The 16875-nt window shown below is 39.9% G+C and carries 15 protein-coding genes, 1 rRNA gene and 1 riboswitch; of the genes, 15 read left to right on the forward strand and 1 reads right to left on the reverse strand.

The window, feature by feature from the left end; all coding sequences use genetic code 11:
* The first annotated feature begins 1 nt into the window (after position 1).
* The 14 genes from rrf (at position 2) to purD (ending at position 14296) form a co-directional block, all read left to right on the forward strand.
* Positions 2–117 (forward strand): 5S ribosomal RNA (gene rrf / locus ACIP9C_RS19665).
* Positions 118–349: 232 nt separating this feature from the next.
* Positions 350–544: an NETI motif-containing protein gene (locus ACIP9C_RS19670; protein WP_401013466.1), complete on the forward strand. Its 195-nt coding sequence runs from the start codon at positions 350–352 to the stop codon at positions 542–544.
* A 91-nt stretch (positions 545–635) separates the two neighbouring features.
* A riboswitch (purine riboswitch) is annotated at positions 636–734 on the forward strand.
* A 212-nt stretch (positions 735–946) separates the two neighbouring features.
* Positions 947–1435: a 5-(carboxyamino)imidazole ribonucleotide mutase gene (purE, locus tag ACIP9C_RS19675; RefSeq protein ID WP_401013469.1), complete on the forward strand. Its 489-nt coding sequence runs from the start codon at positions 947–949 to the stop codon at positions 1433–1435.
* Entirely contained in the window at positions 1432–2556 is a 1125-nt protein-coding gene (gene purK, locus ACIP9C_RS19680; protein ID WP_401013472.1) for a 5-(carboxyamino)imidazole ribonucleotide synthase, read from the forward strand. Before purE ends, purK begins: the two co-directional genes overlap by 4 nt.
* A 13-nt stretch (positions 2557–2569) precedes the next feature.
* Entirely contained in the window at positions 2570–3865 is a 1296-nt protein-coding gene (gene purB / locus ACIP9C_RS19685) for an adenylosuccinate lyase (RefSeq protein ID WP_401013475.1), read from the forward strand.
* A 127-nt stretch (positions 3866–3992) separates the two neighbouring features.
* Positions 3993–4703 (forward strand): phosphoribosylaminoimidazolesuccinocarboxamide synthase, encoded by a 711-nt coding sequence (gene purC / locus ACIP9C_RS19690; protein ID WP_401013477.1) that lies wholly within the window; start codon positions 3993–3995, stop codon positions 4701–4703.
* Positions 4704–4705: 2 nt separating this feature from the next.
* Positions 4706–4954, forward strand: a complete 249-nt coding sequence (gene purS / locus ACIP9C_RS19695) for a phosphoribosylformylglycinamidine synthase subunit PurS (RefSeq protein ID WP_024364458.1) — start codon at positions 4706–4708, stop codon at positions 4952–4954.
* A gap of 2 nt (positions 4955–4956) precedes the next feature.
* On the forward strand, positions 4957–5640 hold the full coding sequence (gene purQ / locus ACIP9C_RS19700) for a phosphoribosylformylglycinamidine synthase subunit PurQ (RefSeq protein WP_340822209.1): 684 nt from the start codon (positions 4957–4959) through the stop codon (positions 5638–5640).
* Complete coding sequence (gene purL, locus ACIP9C_RS19705; RefSeq protein ID WP_401013481.1) at positions 5627–7861, forward strand: phosphoribosylformylglycinamidine synthase subunit PurL; 2235 nt, start codon at positions 5627–5629, stop codon at positions 7859–7861. Before purQ ends, purL begins: the two co-directional genes overlap by 14 nt.
* Complete coding sequence (purF, locus tag ACIP9C_RS19710; protein WP_401013483.1) at positions 7837–9261, forward strand: amidophosphoribosyltransferase; 1425 nt, start codon at positions 7837–7839, stop codon at positions 9259–9261. The genes purL and purF overlap by 25 nt, the downstream gene beginning before the upstream one ends.
* 179 nt (positions 9262–9440) lie before the next feature.
* Positions 9441–10496, forward strand: coding sequence for a phosphoribosylformylglycinamidine cyclo-ligase (gene purM / locus ACIP9C_RS19715; RefSeq protein ID WP_401013485.1), 1056 nt, complete (start codon positions 9441–9443; stop codon positions 10494–10496).
* Entirely contained in the window at positions 10496–11065 is a 570-nt protein-coding gene (gene purN, locus ACIP9C_RS19720; protein ID WP_401013488.1) for a phosphoribosylglycinamide formyltransferase, read from the forward strand. Before purM ends, purN begins: the two co-directional genes overlap by 1 nt.
* 184 nt (positions 11066–11249) lie before the next feature.
* Positions 11250–12776 carry a bifunctional phosphoribosylaminoimidazolecarboxamide formyltransferase/IMP cyclohydrolase gene (gene purH, locus ACIP9C_RS19725; protein ID WP_401013490.1) on the forward strand — a complete coding sequence of 509 codons (1527 nt, stop codon included), beginning with the start codon at positions 11250–11252 and terminating at the stop codon, positions 12774–12776.
* A gap of 263 nt (positions 12777–13039) precedes the next feature.
* Entirely contained in the window at positions 13040–14296 is a 1257-nt protein-coding gene (purD, locus tag ACIP9C_RS19730) for a phosphoribosylamine--glycine ligase (protein ID WP_401013492.1), read from the forward strand.
* 92 nt (positions 14297–14388) lie between these two features.
* Here the strand turns inward: purD and ACIP9C_RS19735 are convergent, their stop codons facing one another.
* Positions 14389–14829: a hypothetical protein gene (locus tag ACIP9C_RS19735; protein ID WP_401013495.1), complete on the reverse strand. Its 441-nt coding sequence runs from the start codon at positions 14827–14829 to the stop codon at positions 14389–14391.
* Between the two features lie 310 nt (positions 14830–15139).
* Between ACIP9C_RS19735 and ACIP9C_RS19740 the strand changes: the two genes are divergently transcribed.
* Positions 15140–16861 (forward strand): adenine deaminase C-terminal domain-containing protein, encoded by a 1722-nt coding sequence (locus tag ACIP9C_RS19740; RefSeq protein ID WP_401013498.1) that lies wholly within the window; start codon positions 15140–15142, stop codon positions 16859–16861.
* The last annotated feature ends 14 nt before the right edge of the window (positions 16862–16875 follow it).

Below are 16875 nucleotides of genomic sequence, written 5' to 3' on the forward strand. Positions count from 1 at the left end.
GTCTAGTGATGATGGCAAAGAGGTCACACCCGTTCCCATACCGAACACGGAAGTTAAGCTCTTTAGCGCCGATGGTAGTTGGGGGCTTCCCCCTGTGAGAGTAGGACGTCGCTAGGCAATAAAAAAAGTCAAGGATATAATCCTTGGCTTTTTTGTTTTTTTAATTTTATAGAATGTAATAACAATATATGAAATACGAGGATAACTTCTGGTGTTGTTGACACATTTTTAAATTATTGCAGCTGTAGTAATTGTTACAATTTCGTGCATTCTGGATGTGTCAAATCGGGTATAATGGAGTACAAGTAAGGAAGAATAAAAATGACAAGCGATTGGAAGGAAGAACGGTTTGGGGAAAAAGCAAATTTGGTATGAAGTAGAAGAAAATGAAACAATTGATCAATGTTTAGAAAGAATGCGTCAGGATGGCTATATAGCGATGGGACGGAAAGAAGAACCTGTCTTTCATCTAGTGAATGGTGAACCAACGTATTTACGTCAAAAAATACAATTTAAAGCGATGTTGTGTCAAGATTCTGAATAAACACGACTTAAAACCGAACAATATTTAACGCCGAAAATAAATTGTTCGCATTTTAGCATTGACGCCAGTGTTTGCAATTGTTAAAATGTGATAAGGAAAACAATTAAATCCCCATATATGCTAGAGGATTGGCTCTAGTGTCTCTACCCGGCACCGTAAATGCTGGACTATGCGGGAAAGCAACTTTTGGCATGTTACGGGAAGGTGTGTGTACAGATGTCTAAATCTGCATATTCTTTTCATAATAAGTCCTCAAGTAAGCTGCTTTCACGTGTATTGTAGAGAGTAGCTTATTTGAGGATTTTCTTTGTTCAAAAAGTAAAGAAATGCAGTGACTATTGAATAATAGAGGCTTGCACAATAATCGATCATTTTTCTATCGTTTAAAAGGAGCGACAATTCATGAATCCGAAAATCGGTGTCATTATGGGTAGTTCAAGTGACTGGGAAACTATGAAACATGCGTGTGATATTTTAGATGAATTACAAGTACCGTACGAGAAAAAAGTAGTATCTGCACATCGTACTCCTGATTTAATGTTTGAGTACGCAGAGGCAGCACGTGGGCGAGGTATACATGTGATTATTGCAGGTGCTGGTGGTGCAGCGCATTTACCAGGTATGGTAGCAGCTAAAACAACATTACCTGTCATTGGAGTGCCTGTACAATCTCGTGCACTTAATGGTCTTGATTCACTCTTATCAATTGTACAAATGCCAGGTGGTGTACCTGTAGCAACTGTGGCAATTGGAAAAGCAGGTGCGACAAATGCTGGCTTACTTGCAGCGCAAATTTTGTCGACAACAGACGTAGAGCTTGCTAATAAACTAGATGCTAGACGCGAGGCGACGAAGCAACAAGTATTGGAAAGCACAGGTGACTTAGTGTGACAAAAATTATTTATACTGGACAAACGATAGGAATTATCGGAGGAGGACAGCTTGGCCGTATGATGGCACTAGCTGCTAAGGAAGCAGGCTTTAAAATAGCTGTTCTTGAACCGACAATGGATTCACCATGTGGACAGGTTGCAGATATTCGAATTGTGGCACCTTATGATGATGAGGCCGCACTCGAGGAACTTGCCGAAGTCAGTGACGTTATTACGTATGAGTTTGAAAATATCGATTACGAAGGCTTAAAACGTTTAACTCAAATGGCTTATGTACCACAGGGAGCAGAATTAGTACGCATTACACAAAACCGGGTGACTGAGAAGGAAGCAATCGTTAAAGCAGGTTGTCCAGTAGCTCCTTATATCGTAGCAAATACATATGAGGAGTTAGTAGCTAGTATTGACCAGATCGACTACCCATGTATCGTAAAAACTGCAAGAGGTGGTTATGATGGCAAAGGGCAGCAACTTCTAAATTCAGCAGCAGATTTACCATTGGCAAAAGGGCTTTTTGCTCATTCACAATGTATTGCTGAAGGTTTCGTACCTTTTGTTAAAGAAGTATCAGTTATTGTACAACGAAACGGTGATGGTGAATTATATTGTCAGCCAGTTGGTGAAAACATTCATGTTCATCATATTTTACACGAAACAATTGTACCAGCTCGTATCCAAGAGTCGACAGCACAGGCTGCTGAACAAGAGGCTATAAAAATAGCTGATTACTTAAATCTAGTAGGGACGCTGGCAGTAGAAATGTTTGTTTTAGAAAATGGCGACATTATTATTAATGAACTAGCACCGAGACCTCATAATTCTGGTCACTATTCGATAGAGGCATGTAATATATCACAATTCCATCAGCATATCCGTGCTATTTGTGGTTGGCCACTGCGTAAACCACAACTTTGGGCGCCATCTATAATGGTGAATGTATTAGGGCAGCATGTTATGCCACTTAGTAACTCAATTGCAAAATATCCTGAATGGTCATTACATCTTTATGGGAAAGCTGAAGCTAAGGTGAACCGTAAAATGGGCCACGTAACGATTATGACAAAAGACTTAGAAGCAACACTACAACAAATCGAGAGTTCTGGCATTTGGTCAGAATAGAAGGAGATAAGCGATGATTGAACGTTACACAAGACCTGAGATGGGTGCAATTTGGACAGAACAAAATAAATACCAAGCTTGGCTAGAGGTTGAAATTTTAGCATGTGAGGCTTGGGCAGAAATTGGCGATATTCCAAAAGAAGATGTAGCTAAAATTCGTGAAAATGCTTCATTTGATGTAAATCGTATTTTAGAAATTGAAAAAGAGACAAGACACGATGTAGTTGCATTTACACGTGCTGTATCTGAAACACTCGGCGAAGAACGTAAATGGGTGCACTACGGTTTAACTTCAACAGACGTTGTGGACACAGCCCTTTCTTACGTGATTAAACAAGCAAATAATATTTTAAGAAAAGATATTGTGAATTTTATTGATATTATAGCGGCAAAAGCAAAAGAGCATAAGCATACCGTTATGATGGGCCGTACACATGGTGTGCATGCTGAACCAACAACATTCGGTTTGAAATTAGGTTTATGGTACGAAGAGATGAAGCGTAACTTAGAACGCTTTGATGCAGCTGCAGCTGTGATTGAAACAGGTAAGATGTCTGGCGCAGTTGGCACGTATGCAAATATTGACCCACGTGTTGAACAATATGTTTGTGATAAATTAGGGCTTGCAGCATCGCCAATTTCTACGCAAACATTACAGCGTGATCGACATGCACAATATTTAGGTGCTCTTGCATTAATTGCAACATCAATCGAAAAGTTCGCAACTGAAATTCGAGGTTTGCAAAAATCTGAAACGAGAGAAGTAGAAGAAGCCTTTGCGAAAGGGCAAAAGGGTTCATCTGCTATGCCACATAAACGTAATCCAATCGGCTCTGAGAACATGGTTGGTATGTCTCGTTTAATGCGTGGTTACATGGTGACAGCTTATGAAAACGTAGCGTTATGGCATGAGCGTGATATTTCACATTCATCTGCTGAGCGTGTTATTTTACCAGATGCGACAATCACATTGAACTATATGTTAAATCGCTTCGGTAACATCGTAAAAAATTTAACAGTATTCCCTGAAAACATGAAACGTAATATGGGTCGAACATTTGGGCTGATTTACTCTCAACGCATTTTATTAGCACTAATCGATAAAGGATTAGTACGTGAAGAAGCGTATGATACAGTTCAGCCGTTAGCGATGCAGGCGTGGGACGAGCAAGTACAATTCCGTACGTTAGTTGATGGAAGTGAAAAAATCACTTCATACTTAACGAAGGAAGAGTTAGATGAGTGCTTTGATTACAACTACCACTTACAGCATGTAGATATGATTTTTGAACGTCTTGGACTTAACTAACCGTATTGAAATGATAGACAGTTAGTGCCACGACGGGTGTTACGGATTTTGAATCTTATCCCAGATTCAAAATCCATAACATCAATACGTCGAGGCGTATTTCATAATAATCTGGGGGAATGACGAAATGACGAAAGACCAACTTTTGTATGAAGGTAAAGCCAAAAAATTATATGCAACAGAAGAGCCTACTATACTATTAGTAGAATACAAGGATAGTGCAACTGCATTTAATGGTGAGAAAAAAGAAGAGATTGAAGGCAAAGGCGTGTTAAATAACCGCATTACTTCCTTAATTTTCGAAAAATTAAAAGCTAACGGAATTGCGTCACATTTCGTAAAACAATTGTCTGCTACGGAACAACTAGTGAAAAAGGTTGATATTATTCCAATTGAGGTTGTCGTACGTAACATTGCGGCAGGTAGCTTAGCAAAACGTCTTGGCTTTGAAGAAGGCACACCATTAAAACGCCCAATCGTTGAATTTTATTATAAGGATGATGCATTAGGTGATCCATTTATTACAACGGAGCATATTGATGTACTTGACTTAGCAACAGCAGAAGAAGTAACAGCTATGTATGATGGTGCATTAGCAGTTAATAAAGTACTGCAACCGATTTTCGCTGATGTAGATGTCACGCTAATTGACTTCAAACTGGAATTTGGACGGGACACAAATGGAGATGTCCTACTGGCAGACGAAATTTCACCAGATACATGCAGACTATGGGATACAAAAACAAAGCAAAAGTTGGACAAAGATGTCTTTCGTCGAGACCTTGGTAATTTAACTGAAGTATATACTATTATTCTTTCTAGACTCGGAGGCAAATAACAATGAAAAAAGTTAAAATTTACGTAACATTACGTGAGAGTATTCTAGATCCACAAGGTTCAGCAGTACAAGGTTCTTTAGCAAAAATGGGCTATGGTGAAGTAGAAGATTTACGTATCGGTAAATATCTTGAACTAACTGTCGGAGATTCAGCGCGTGATATAGATACTCTAGTTAAAGAAATGTGTGAAAAAGTTTTAACGAATGTAGTAATTGAGGACTACCGTTACGAAGTCGAGGAGGCTAACTAATCATGAAATTCGCAGTACTCGTATTCCCTGGGTCAAACTGTGACATCGATATGTATCATGCGATTAAAGACGAACTAGGTGAAGAAGTAGAATATGTATGGCACACAGAATCAGATTTAAGCGGCTTTGACGGTATTTTAGTACCTGGAGGTTTCTCTTATGGCGACTACTTACGTTGTGGCGCTATGGCAAACCAATCAAACATTATGGCTGAAGTTAAAAAAGCAGCAGATGCTGGTAAGCCCGTATTAGGCGTTTGTAACGGGTTCCAAATTCTTACTGAGGCAGGATTATTGCCTGGTGCTTTACTTCGCAATAAAAATCTTAAATTCATGTGTCGTACAATCCAGCTTAAAGTTGAAAACAACAATACATTATTCACAAATCAATATGAGCAAGGTCAAGTAATTAATATTCCAATCGCACACGGTGAAGGCAACTACTACTGTGACGAGGAAACATTACAAAAACTAAAAGATAACAATCAAATCGTGTTCACATACTCAGGAGAAAATCCAAACGGTTCTTTAGAAGATATCGCAGGGATTATTAACGAGCGCGGAAATGTATTAGGAATGATGCCTCACCCAGAAAGAGCTGTCGATGCACTAGTGGGCGGAGCAGACGGTCTAGCAGTATTTAAATCAATTGTGAAGCAGTGGAGGGAAAATCATGTCAACAACTAAGTTTGAGCCAACAGCACAGCAAATTAAAGATGAAAAGCTATACGCTGGAATGGGGATGTCAGACGAAGAATTTGCAATGGTAGAAGGTATTTTAGGCCGTCTGCCAAACTGGACAGAGACAGGTCTTTTCTCAGTAATGTGGTCTGAACACTGCTCATACAAAAATTCGAAACCAGTTTTAAGTAAATTCCCTACAAAGGGACCACAAGTATTACAAGGTCCTGGTGAAGGTGCAGGGATTGTAGACATTGGTGACGAGCAAGCAGTTGTATTTAAAATGGAATCACATAACCATCCTTCAGCAATCGAGCCTTATCAAGGTGCAGCAACAGGTGTAGGCGGCATTATTCGTGACGTATTCTCTATGGGTGCACGACCAATCGCGATGCTAAATTCACTACGCTTTGGTGAGTTGAAATCAGCACGTGGTAAATATTTATTTGAAGAAGTTGTTGCTGGTATTGCTGGATATGGTAACTGTATTGGGATTCCAACTGTTGGTGGCGAAATACAATTTGACCCTTGCTACGAAGGAAATCCACTAGTGAACGCAATGTGTGTTGGTTTAATTGACCACAAAGATATTCAACGCGGTATTGCCGCAGGTGTAGGAAATACAGTTATGTACGTAGGTGCAAAAACTGGTCGTGATGGAATACATGGTGCGACATTTGCATCTGAAGAATTAACAGAGGAATCAGAAAATCAACGTCCAGCTGTGCAAGTAGGAGACCCATTTATGGAAAAACTACTACTTGAGGCTTGCTTAGAAGTTGTTAAATCTGATGCTCTAGTTGGTATTCAGGATATGGGTGCTGCGGGTCTTACTTCTTCTTCAGCAGAGATGGCTTCTAAAGCTGGATCTGGTGTAGAAATGAACCTAGATTTAGTACCTCAACGTGAAACAGGCATGACTGCTTACGAGATGATGCTATCCGAGTCTCAAGAGCGTATGTTATTAGTTGTGAAAAAAGGTCGCGAAGATGAAATTAAAGCGATATTCGATAAATATGATTTAGATGCAGTAGCTATTGGTGTCGTTACAGACGATAAAATGCTTCGTTTACTTCACAACGGTGAAGTTGTAGCGAACGTACCAGCAGATGCACTTGCAGAAGACGCGCCAGTTTACCATAAGCCTTCTGCTGAGCCTGCATACTATGCACAATTCCAAGCAATGGACAACGCTGAGCCAGCTATAACAGATTACAAAGAAACATTAAACGCACTTTTAAAAGCACCAACAATTGCTTCAAAAGAATGGGTTTATGATCAATACGATTATCAAGTACGTACATCAACAGTTGTGGCACCTGGTTCAGATGCTGCAGTTATCCGTGTGCGTGGTACGAACAAAGGTCTTGCGATGACAACAGACTGTAACTCTCGCTACATTTATCTTGACCCTGAAGTGGGCGGTGCCATTGCAGTAGCAGAAGCGGCTCGTAACATTGTGGCAACAGGTGGTACTCCACTTGCTATAACAGACTGCTTAAACTTCGGTAATCCAGAGAAACCAGAAATCTTCTGGCAAATTGAAAAATCTGCTGATGGTATTTCTGCTGCTTGTACAGCATTAAATGCACCAGTAATCGGTGGTAACGTATCACTTTACAATGAACGTTCAGGAGAAGCTGTTTATCCAACACCAACAATTGGTATGGTAGGACTAATAGAAGATTTAGCACATGTTACAACACAAGAGGTAAAAGCGGCTGGTGATGTCGTATTCGTTATTGGTGAAACAAAACCTGAATTCGGTGGCTCTGAGCTTCAAAAATTATTAAATAATGGTGTAATCTCAGGAAAAGCACCAGCTATAGACTTAGAGGTGGAGGTAGCCCGCCAACAAGCATTGCTGAAAGCGATTAAAGCAGGACTTGTACAATCTGCACATGACGTAGCAGAGGGTGGACTTGCTGTAGCACTTGCAGAAACTACTTTTGGTGCGCAAGGCCTTGGTATTGATGTAACTTTAATAGGTTCTGCAACAACGGCTCTATTTAGTGAAACACAATCCCGTTTTGTTGTAACTGTCAAAGAAGAAAATGCAGCTGCATTTGTAGAAACAGTAGAAGGTGCACTAAAAATCGGTGTCGTAACGAACGATGCGCTTGTTAAAATCAACGGGGACAACGGTGTGCTTGTAGAAGGTACAGTGGAGGAATTCCGTTCTAATTGGAAAGGAGCAATCCCATGCTTGCTGAACTCAGAGGCTTAAACGAAGAATGTGGGGTGTTTGGTATTTGGGGCAACCCAAATCCAGCACACCTTAGTTATTACGGGCTTCATGCTCTTCAACACCGTGGACAAGAAGGTGCTGGTATCGTTGTTTCTGACGGTCTTCACCTTCGCGCGGTGAAAGGTGAAGGATTAGTGAATGATGTTTTCAATGAAGAGAAGTTAAAGGCAGTGGACGGTAAAGCGGCAATTGCGCATGTTCGTTATACGACTGCTGGTGGTGGCGGTATCGAAAATGTACAGCCATTACTATTTCACTCATCTACAGGTAGCCTTTCAATTGCTCATAACGGTAACTTAGTCAATGCGTCACACTTAAAGCAATATTTAGAGCGTCAAGGTAGTATTTTTCACTCTAGCTCAGATACAGAAGTGTTAGCGCATCTTATTAAGAAAAGCTCACATTCACCATTCCGAGCGAAGGTGAAAAATGCCCTTTCATTACTAAAGGGTGCGTATTCGTTCTTAATTATGACAAAAGATGAAATGCTTGTTGCACGTGATCCACATGGTTTACGTCCATTATCTCTTGGAAAACTAGGAGATGGTTGGGTTGTTGCTTCTGAAACTTGTGCATTTGATTTAATAGGGGCAGAGTTTGTTCGTTCTGTGGAACCAGGGGAATTATTAATTATAAACGATGAGGGCGTAAAATCTGACCGTTTTGCTGATATGGAAAATCGCGCAATGTGTGCGATGGAATATGTATACTTAGCACGTCCAGATTCTGATATTGACGGTATTAATGTGCATATGGCACGTAAACGTATGGGGAAACAACTCGCACGTGAATGTGCACATATTGAAGCGGATGTCGTAACAGGTGTACCTGATTCAAGTATTTCTGCAGCAATTGGCTTTGCTGAAGAAAGCGGCATTCCGTATGAGTTAGGTTTAATTAAAAATCGTTATGTTGGCCGTACGTTTATTCAACCGACGCAAGAATTACGTGAACGCGGTGTAAAAATGAAGCTTTCACCTGTTGTTCAAGTTGTCAAAGGAAAACGGGTTGTGATGGTAGATGATTCGATTGTTCGCGGTACAACATCACGTCGAATTGTCAAAATGCTAAAAGATGCAGGTGCAGCTGAGGTGCATGTAGTGATTTCTTCTCCACCAATGACTGACCCTTGTTATTACGGTATTGATACTTCAACACATGAAGAGTTAATTGCTTCAAGTCATAATGTGGATGAAATCCGAGATACCATTGGTGCTGATTCACTAACATTCCTTTCAGTTGAAGGTATGGTAGAAACGATAGCACGTCCATTTGAGGATGAGAACAAAGGTCTTTGCCTAGCATGCTTTACAAGCAAATACCCAACTGAAATTTTCCCAGATACAATCTTACCACATGAAAAAGAGCTTTTACGCTAAGTGGATGTTAATGGATGAAACCTTGTCGGATTGCCCACAGTTATTTGGTGGGTAACCGCTGAAGGTGGAATTACATTGAGTAAGGATAACTATTCCTCACTGAATGTTGAACATCCACATATCCTCTACTTTTAAAAGTAATGGACTGCTGCGTAAATAATTTAAAGGAGGATCTCTGCATGTCAAAGGCATATGAACAAGCAGGTGTAAATATTGAAGCGGGCTACGAAGCTGTAAAACGAATGAAGTCTCACGTTGAACGTACGAATCGACTAGGTGTAATGGGTACGTTTGGTGGCTTTGGTGGTATGTTTGACTTGTCAGAACTAAATCTTAAAGAACCTGTTCTTATTTCAGGTACAGATGGTGTTGGGACAAAATTAAAATTAGCATTCATGGTAGACAAGCACGATACAATTGGCGTGGACTGTGTTGCTATGTGTGTAAACGATATCGTAGCGCAAGGTGCAGAGCCACTTTACTTTTTAGATTATGTGGCACTTGGTAAAGCAGAGCCGGCAAAAATCGAACAAATTGTGAAAGGTGTTGCAGATGGCTGTGTACAATCTGGTGCTGCCTTAATCGGTGGTGAGACTGCTGAGATGCCAGGCCTTTATGAAGAAGATGAATATGATTTAGCAGGATTCGCTGTAGGCGCTTGTGAAAAATCAGCAATCGTAACTGGTGAAAATATCGTCGAAGATGACGTGCTTGTTGGATTAGCTTCAAGTGGTGTCCATTCAAACGGCTATTCATTAGTACGTAAAATTGTTTTTGCTGACAACGGCTATGCAGTAGATGCAGTTGTTGAAGGCTTCGAAGATTTAGGTCCAATCGGTGAAGCTCTTCTAGTACCGACTAAGTTATATGCAAAACCAGTACTTGCAGCATTAAAAGCAGCTGACGTTCATGGTTGCGCACACGTAACAGGTGGCGGCTTCTATGAAAACCTTCCACGAATGATGCCAGAGGGCTTAGCAACAGAAATTGACTTAGGTTCTTGGCCAGTACTTCGTATTTTTGAATTTTTAAAGGAAAAAGGTCAGCTTGAGGATAAAGATTTATACAATGTTTTCAATATGGGTATTGGTTTCGTGTTGGCTGTACCAGCAGCAGAGGCAGATAAAGTAATTGCTACAGCACAAGCGAATGGTGAAAAAGCGTATAAAATCGGTCGCGTTGTGAAAGGCGAGGGTGTTGTATTTAACGGCTCACATGATGGGAGTTTAGTGTAATGACTGCACCAGTTAAAATTGCCGTATTTGCTTCAGGGAGCGGCAGTAATTTTCAAGCTATACAAGAAGCGATTGAACGTGGAGAACTACATGCAAAGGTTGAACTTGTTGTAACAGATAAGCCCGCTGCATTTGTCGTTACACGTGCTAAACTATTTGGCGTTCCAGTACTAGCGTTAAGCCCGAAACAATTTGCATCAAAAGTAGAGTACGAGACTGCTATTATTGAAGCTTTACGTGAATGTGGTGTGCAGTGGATTGTACTTGCAGGTTATATGCGTTTAATTAGCGAAGTGCTATTGGCGGCATATCCACAGCGTATCGTTAATATCCACCCTTCACTATTGCCATCATTCCCAGGAAAAGATGCGATTGGCCAAGCAATAGAGCATGGTGTTAAGGTGACCGGTGTTACGGTGCATTTTGTGGATGAAGGTATGGATACAGGGCCTATTATTGCCCAAACTGCTGTTGAAGTTATTGAAGGAGATCGCGAGGCAACTGAAACTGCTATTCATAAAGAGGAGCATGTTCTATATACAAAAGCATTGCAGCAATTATTAAAGTAGATTGGTAGGTAGTTAGGTCTGGCTTATTGTAACGGGAAACGCTAATTTCTCCCTATGATTCGATCAATTTATGATGAACTCCGCTCAAGTAGAACGAGTCGTTCAATTAGCACCTAACTCCGCTAAATCAAGTTGGCTAGATATTTTCGTGGCTAAACACGAGACAAATTAGGAGGATTTCGTTGTGACAAAACGTGCATTAATCAGTGTTTCCAATAAAGATGGTATTTTAGAATTTGCAAAAGAATTAGTGGCATTAGGTTATGAAATTTTATCAACTGGTGGTACAAAAAAAATGTTACAGGACAATGATGTCGCAGTAACAGCAGTGGATGAAGTAACAAAATTCCCGGAAATTTTAGATGGCCGTGTGAAAACATTAAATCCAATGATTCATGGTGGACTATTAGGGAAATTTGATGATGCTTCTCATCAAGCACAAATGAATGAGCACGGCATTGAACCAATTGAAATTGTATGTGTTAATCTTTATCCGTTCGTTGAAACAATTTCAAAGCCTAATGTAACATGGGATGATGCCATCGAGAATATTGATATTGGTGGGCCAACTATGCTACGTTCTGCTGCTAAAAACCATCAATACGTAACAGTTATTGTTGATAGCAATGACTATGCGCAAGTTTTAGAAGAACTGAAAGCAACTGGCGCAACAACAATTGAAACACGTCGTAAGCTAGCGGCGAAAGTCTTCCGTCACACAGCAGCTTATGATTCTTATATTTCGAATCATTTAACTGAAGAGGCATTCCCTGAAAGCTTAACGCTTACTTACGAGTTAAAACAAAACTTACGTTATGGCGAAAATCCTCATCAAAAAGCAGCATTTTATCAAAAACGCCTTGGTTCTGATTTCTCATTAGCGTATGCAACGCAACTGCACGGAAAAGAATTATCATATAATAACATCCAAGATGGGAACGCGGCACTTCAAATCGTAAAAGAGTTTGAAATGCCTGCAGCCGTGGCTGTGAAGCATATGAATCCTTGTGGTGTTGGTACAGGTGTAACATTAGAAGAAGCTTTTGATAAAGCATATGCAGCTGATTCTACGTCAATTTTCGGTGGTATTATTGCATTGAATCAGGAAGTAGATGCGGCTACTGCAGAAAAGTTAAGCCATATTTTCTTAGAAATTATTATTGCACCTGCTTTCTCTCAAGAAGCATTAGACATTTTAACACAAAAGAAAAATATTCGATTACTCACAATTCCATTTGAACAAGCTAAAAAAGATCAATTTAACGTTGTCTCTGTTGAAGGTGGTTTACTTGTACAAGAGCCAGATAGCTATGGGTTTGCAGACGCTGACATTAAAATAGTGACAGACAGAGAACCGACTGAGGAAGAATGGGAAGCATTACAACTTGGCTGGTCTGTAGTTAAACATGTGAAATCAAATGCAATCGTTGTAACAGATTCGCAAATGACATTAGGTGTTGGTGCTGGTCAAATGAACCGAGTAGGTGCTGCAAAAATTGCCTTCGAGCAAGCGGGTGATAAGGCGAAAGGTGCTTCATTAGCATCGGATGCATTCTTCCCTATGAGTGATACTGTGGAGGCTGCGCACGCCGCAGGTATTACAGCAATTATTCAACCAGGTGGCTCTATTAAAGACCAAGATTCGATTGATAAAGCAAATGAATATGGCATTGCTATGGTGTTTACAGGTGTACGTCACTTCAAGCATTAATCGGTATGTATTTATAAACCAATAGAAAAAAACAAAGGGTCTGTCCTAATAAGGAAAATAGTATACTGGACGTGTTTCTAGTATGCTATTTTTTTATATCCAAGTTCAAGTCGACTAAGGCATAAGTAACACAAGATTGTAAGACGCGCTAAACAGTAAGTAACCAATGCTGTGCCGCGGAAAGCGAAGTGGACTTTTCTAGAAAGAAGTGTGGAGCGATTTAGGAGACAGTCCTTACCTTTAAAGAGGAGGATTCACTAATTATGAACGTATTAGTAATAGGAAGTGGCGGTCGTGAGCATGCAATTGCCAAACAATTTAGCATTTCTCCGTCCGTAGAAAAAGTATTCGTTGCGCCAGGTAACGACGGTATGCGAGAAGATGTAGAGGTTGTTGCTATTGATACAATGGACTTTGCAGGTCTTGCACAATTTGCTAAAGAAAATGCAGTAGATTTAACATTTGTTGGTCCAGAGCAACCGCTAGCAGAAGGCATCGTAGATTTCTTTACACAACGTGGTCTACGCGTATTTGGTCCGACGAAGGCAGCAGCACAAATTGAAAGTAGCAAATCATATGCAAAAGATATTATGAATAAATATAATATCCCAACAGCAACCCACGAGACGTTCACAGAAGCAGAAAAAGCGGTTAATTATATTAAAGCACATGGAGCACCAATCGTTATTAAAGCAGACGGCTTAGCAGCTGGTAAAGGTGTTGTTGTAGCTATGACGCAAGAAGAAGCGATTGAAGCAGTGCAAGATATGATTGGTAATCAACGTTTCGGTGAATCTTCTTCTCGTGTTGTCATTGAAGAATTCCTTGATGGTGAAGAGTTCTCCTTTATGTCCTTTGTTCACAAGGGTCAAATTTATCCTATGGTCATTGCACAAGATCATAAACGTGCATATGACGGCGATAAAGGACCAAATACTGGTGGAATGGGTGCATATTCACCTGTACCACAAATTTCACAGGATGTAGTTGATGCAGCGTATCAAACTGTTGTTGAACCTACTGTTAAAGGCATGGAAGCAGATGGGGTATCATTTACTGGTATTTTATATGCAGGTCTTATTTTAACAAAAAGTGGTCCTAAAGTAATCGAGTTCAATGCCCGCTTTGGTGACCCAGAAACACAGGTCGTATTACCACGCATGAAATCGGATTTCGGTGCGTTTATGAGCGCATTAATGGATGAAAAACCATTTGATTTGCAATGGTCAAACGAAGCTATGTTAGGTGTTGTCATTGCTGCTGAAGGCTATCCTGGTGATGTAGTAAAAGGAAATGCCTTACCAAACTTAGAAGCTTTATCTGCATCACATGCAGTCTACCATGCAGGTACGAAGCTTGTAGATGGAAAGTTTGTAGGGAATGGTGGGCGAGTTTTACTAGTTGCTGCTAAAGCATCTTCTTTACAGGAAGCACAAGAAAAAGTTTATGCTGGTATCGCAACAGCACAATGGGATAATTTTTTCTACCGTAAAGATATTGGCTGGCGTACATTTAAATAACAGTTTTACCTGAAATAATTATTTTTCATAGACATATCATTTCTTTAAAAAAGTAAGGAGCCGTCTCATGTTGATTGAGACGGCTTCTTTGACTAAGAAGGATTTTGTGCTTTATTTGTAGAATTTTTACTGTCTGAGGAATTTTGTGTTGAAGTGCTGGTGTCAGATGAATTAAAACTTGCTGTCATTTCTGACGAATTTCCAGTAATAGCAGAGGAGAAATCCTTCATAAGTTTACTGATTTGTTCAGAAGACATAGAATTTTGTTCAGAAGACATAGAATTTTGCCCACTGAACATACTTTGCATAGAGGTGTTCATGGCATTTTCCACATTTGTGTTCAACATTGCCTTCGAAGGACAATATTTAAAAATACCTTCAGCCATTTTCATGGCACCTAATGCAATCATAAGTCGTCCTTTCATACAGCTAGGATTTCTAGATACCTTAGCGATACCAAACGCCGTCATACTTGTCCCAAGGGCAAAGCGGCAAAAGGCATTTTTATCACTTAGATTTGCTTGTTGCATCATATAATTTCCTCCTTTAGTCATAGTGGAAAAAATAAAGCGGGGTGCACTTTGCTTTATGAAAGTGCTGTGTTACGATTGAAACAAGATGATTGCATAAAGCAGCATTATTTTATCGTCTTTTAGTAGATAAAATAAAAGAAGATGTTTGGCACGGATTTTGAAAGGCATCAAATAACGAGTCCTATTCAAAATGCGAATCATTACGCAAAGGCGCAATGAATACAAATAAGCGCTTATGCAATAGTAGTATGTGAATTCAAGTAGGATTTACACAATGAAATTTTACGCAAATTAGGAAGGAGCGATTTACATGGATCCGACATGGAGAATTTCGCAATTGCGTCAACATATAGCTGTCATAGATGGCAAAAAATCGCCTAATATTGTCTTGAAAAATGCACGTTATTTACATAGCATGTTAAAGCAATGGGTGGTAGGAAACATTTGGATTTCAGGAGACCGTATTGTTTATGCGGGGGACAGAATGCCTCCTTTAATAGAAGGAACAGAAATCGTTGATTGTACAAATAAAACGATTGTTCCAGGTTATATTGAACCTCATGTTCATCCGTTCCAGTTGTACCATCCACAGTCCTTTGCTGATTTTTGTGGGCAACTAGGTACTACCGCTTTTATCTCAGATAATTTAAGTTTTGTATTATCTTTAGAGAATAAGAAAGCGTTTTCAATATTGGATGAGTTAAAGAAGTTACCATTCTCTTTTTATTGGTGGACGCGGTTTGACTCACAGACTGAAATGGAACAGGAAGAAGAGATTTTTTCAAATACTTCTATTTTAGAATGGTTACAACGTGATGATGTATTGTTAGGCGGCGAGCTAACTGGTTGGCCAAAATTATTACATGGTGATGATTTAATGCTGTATCGCATGCAAATGGCTAAGGCGCATGGCAAAAAGATTGAAGGTCACTTCCCAGGTGCTTCAGAACGCACGTTAGCGCGTATGAAATTACTTGGTGCAGATGGTGACCATGAAGCAATGACGGTGGAAGAAGTAGAGCGACGGATTATGCAAGGATTTGCAGTAACGCTTCGTCATTCTTCTATTCGCCCTGATTTACCGCATCTATTAAAAGGAATCGTAGAAAAACAACTACCTATTTTCGACCATTTAATGATGACAACTGATGGCTCAACCCCTTCATTTCATCAAGATGGTGTAATGGATAAATGTATTCAAGTCGCTTTAGATGCAGGCGTCTCACCAATAGATGCTTACCAAATGGCATCCTATAATGTTGCGCGTTATTACAATATGTCAAACTTACATGGCTTTATTGCGACGGGTCGCTTTGCCTCTCTTAATATTTTGCAAGATGAATGGCATCCAGTTCCAGAAAGTGTACTGTCAAAAGGTGTTTGGTTAAAACGTGATGGTGAACGAGTGCATCACTTTGATGCAATCGACTATAAAGCCATTCCATCATTCGAATTGGATTTTTCACTAACTTCCCATGACTTCCAATTCTCAATGCCATTTGGGATTGAATTAGTAAATGATGTTATTACGAAACCTTATAATTCGTTAATCACTAGAGAGGGACAGCTTGCAGACCATGATGAAAGCTATTTAATGCTCATTAACCGAAGTGGAAGCTGGCATGTTAATACGATGATTAAAGGATTTGCAACAAATGTTCAAGGCTTTGCATCATCTTATTCAAACACAGGGGATATTTTGCTTATCGGGAAAAATAAAGACGATATGCTTAAAGCGTTTGAAGAGATGAAGGCTATGCGTGGAGGTATTGTCCTTGTAGAAAAAGGAGAAGTTGTAGCATCCGTTCCGTTAACAATAGGTGGTCTTCTATATCAAGGTGATGTGGAGGAGCTTACAGTAAAAGAGCTTGCCTTAAAGCAAGCATTAGCAGAACGAGGCTATCGTTTAGGCGACGCTATTTACACTTTACTATTTTTACAATCTACGCATTTACCGTATATTCGAATTACACCTAAAGGGATTTTCGATGTAATGAAGAATAAATTATTATTACCTGCAGTTATGCGTTAGGTGTAGTAGCACAT

The sequence above is a fragment of the Lysinibacillus sp. NPDC093210 genome (assembly GCF_044753985.1).
Classification (GTDB): domain Bacteria; phylum Bacillota; class Bacilli; order Bacillales_A; family Planococcaceae; genus Lysinibacillus.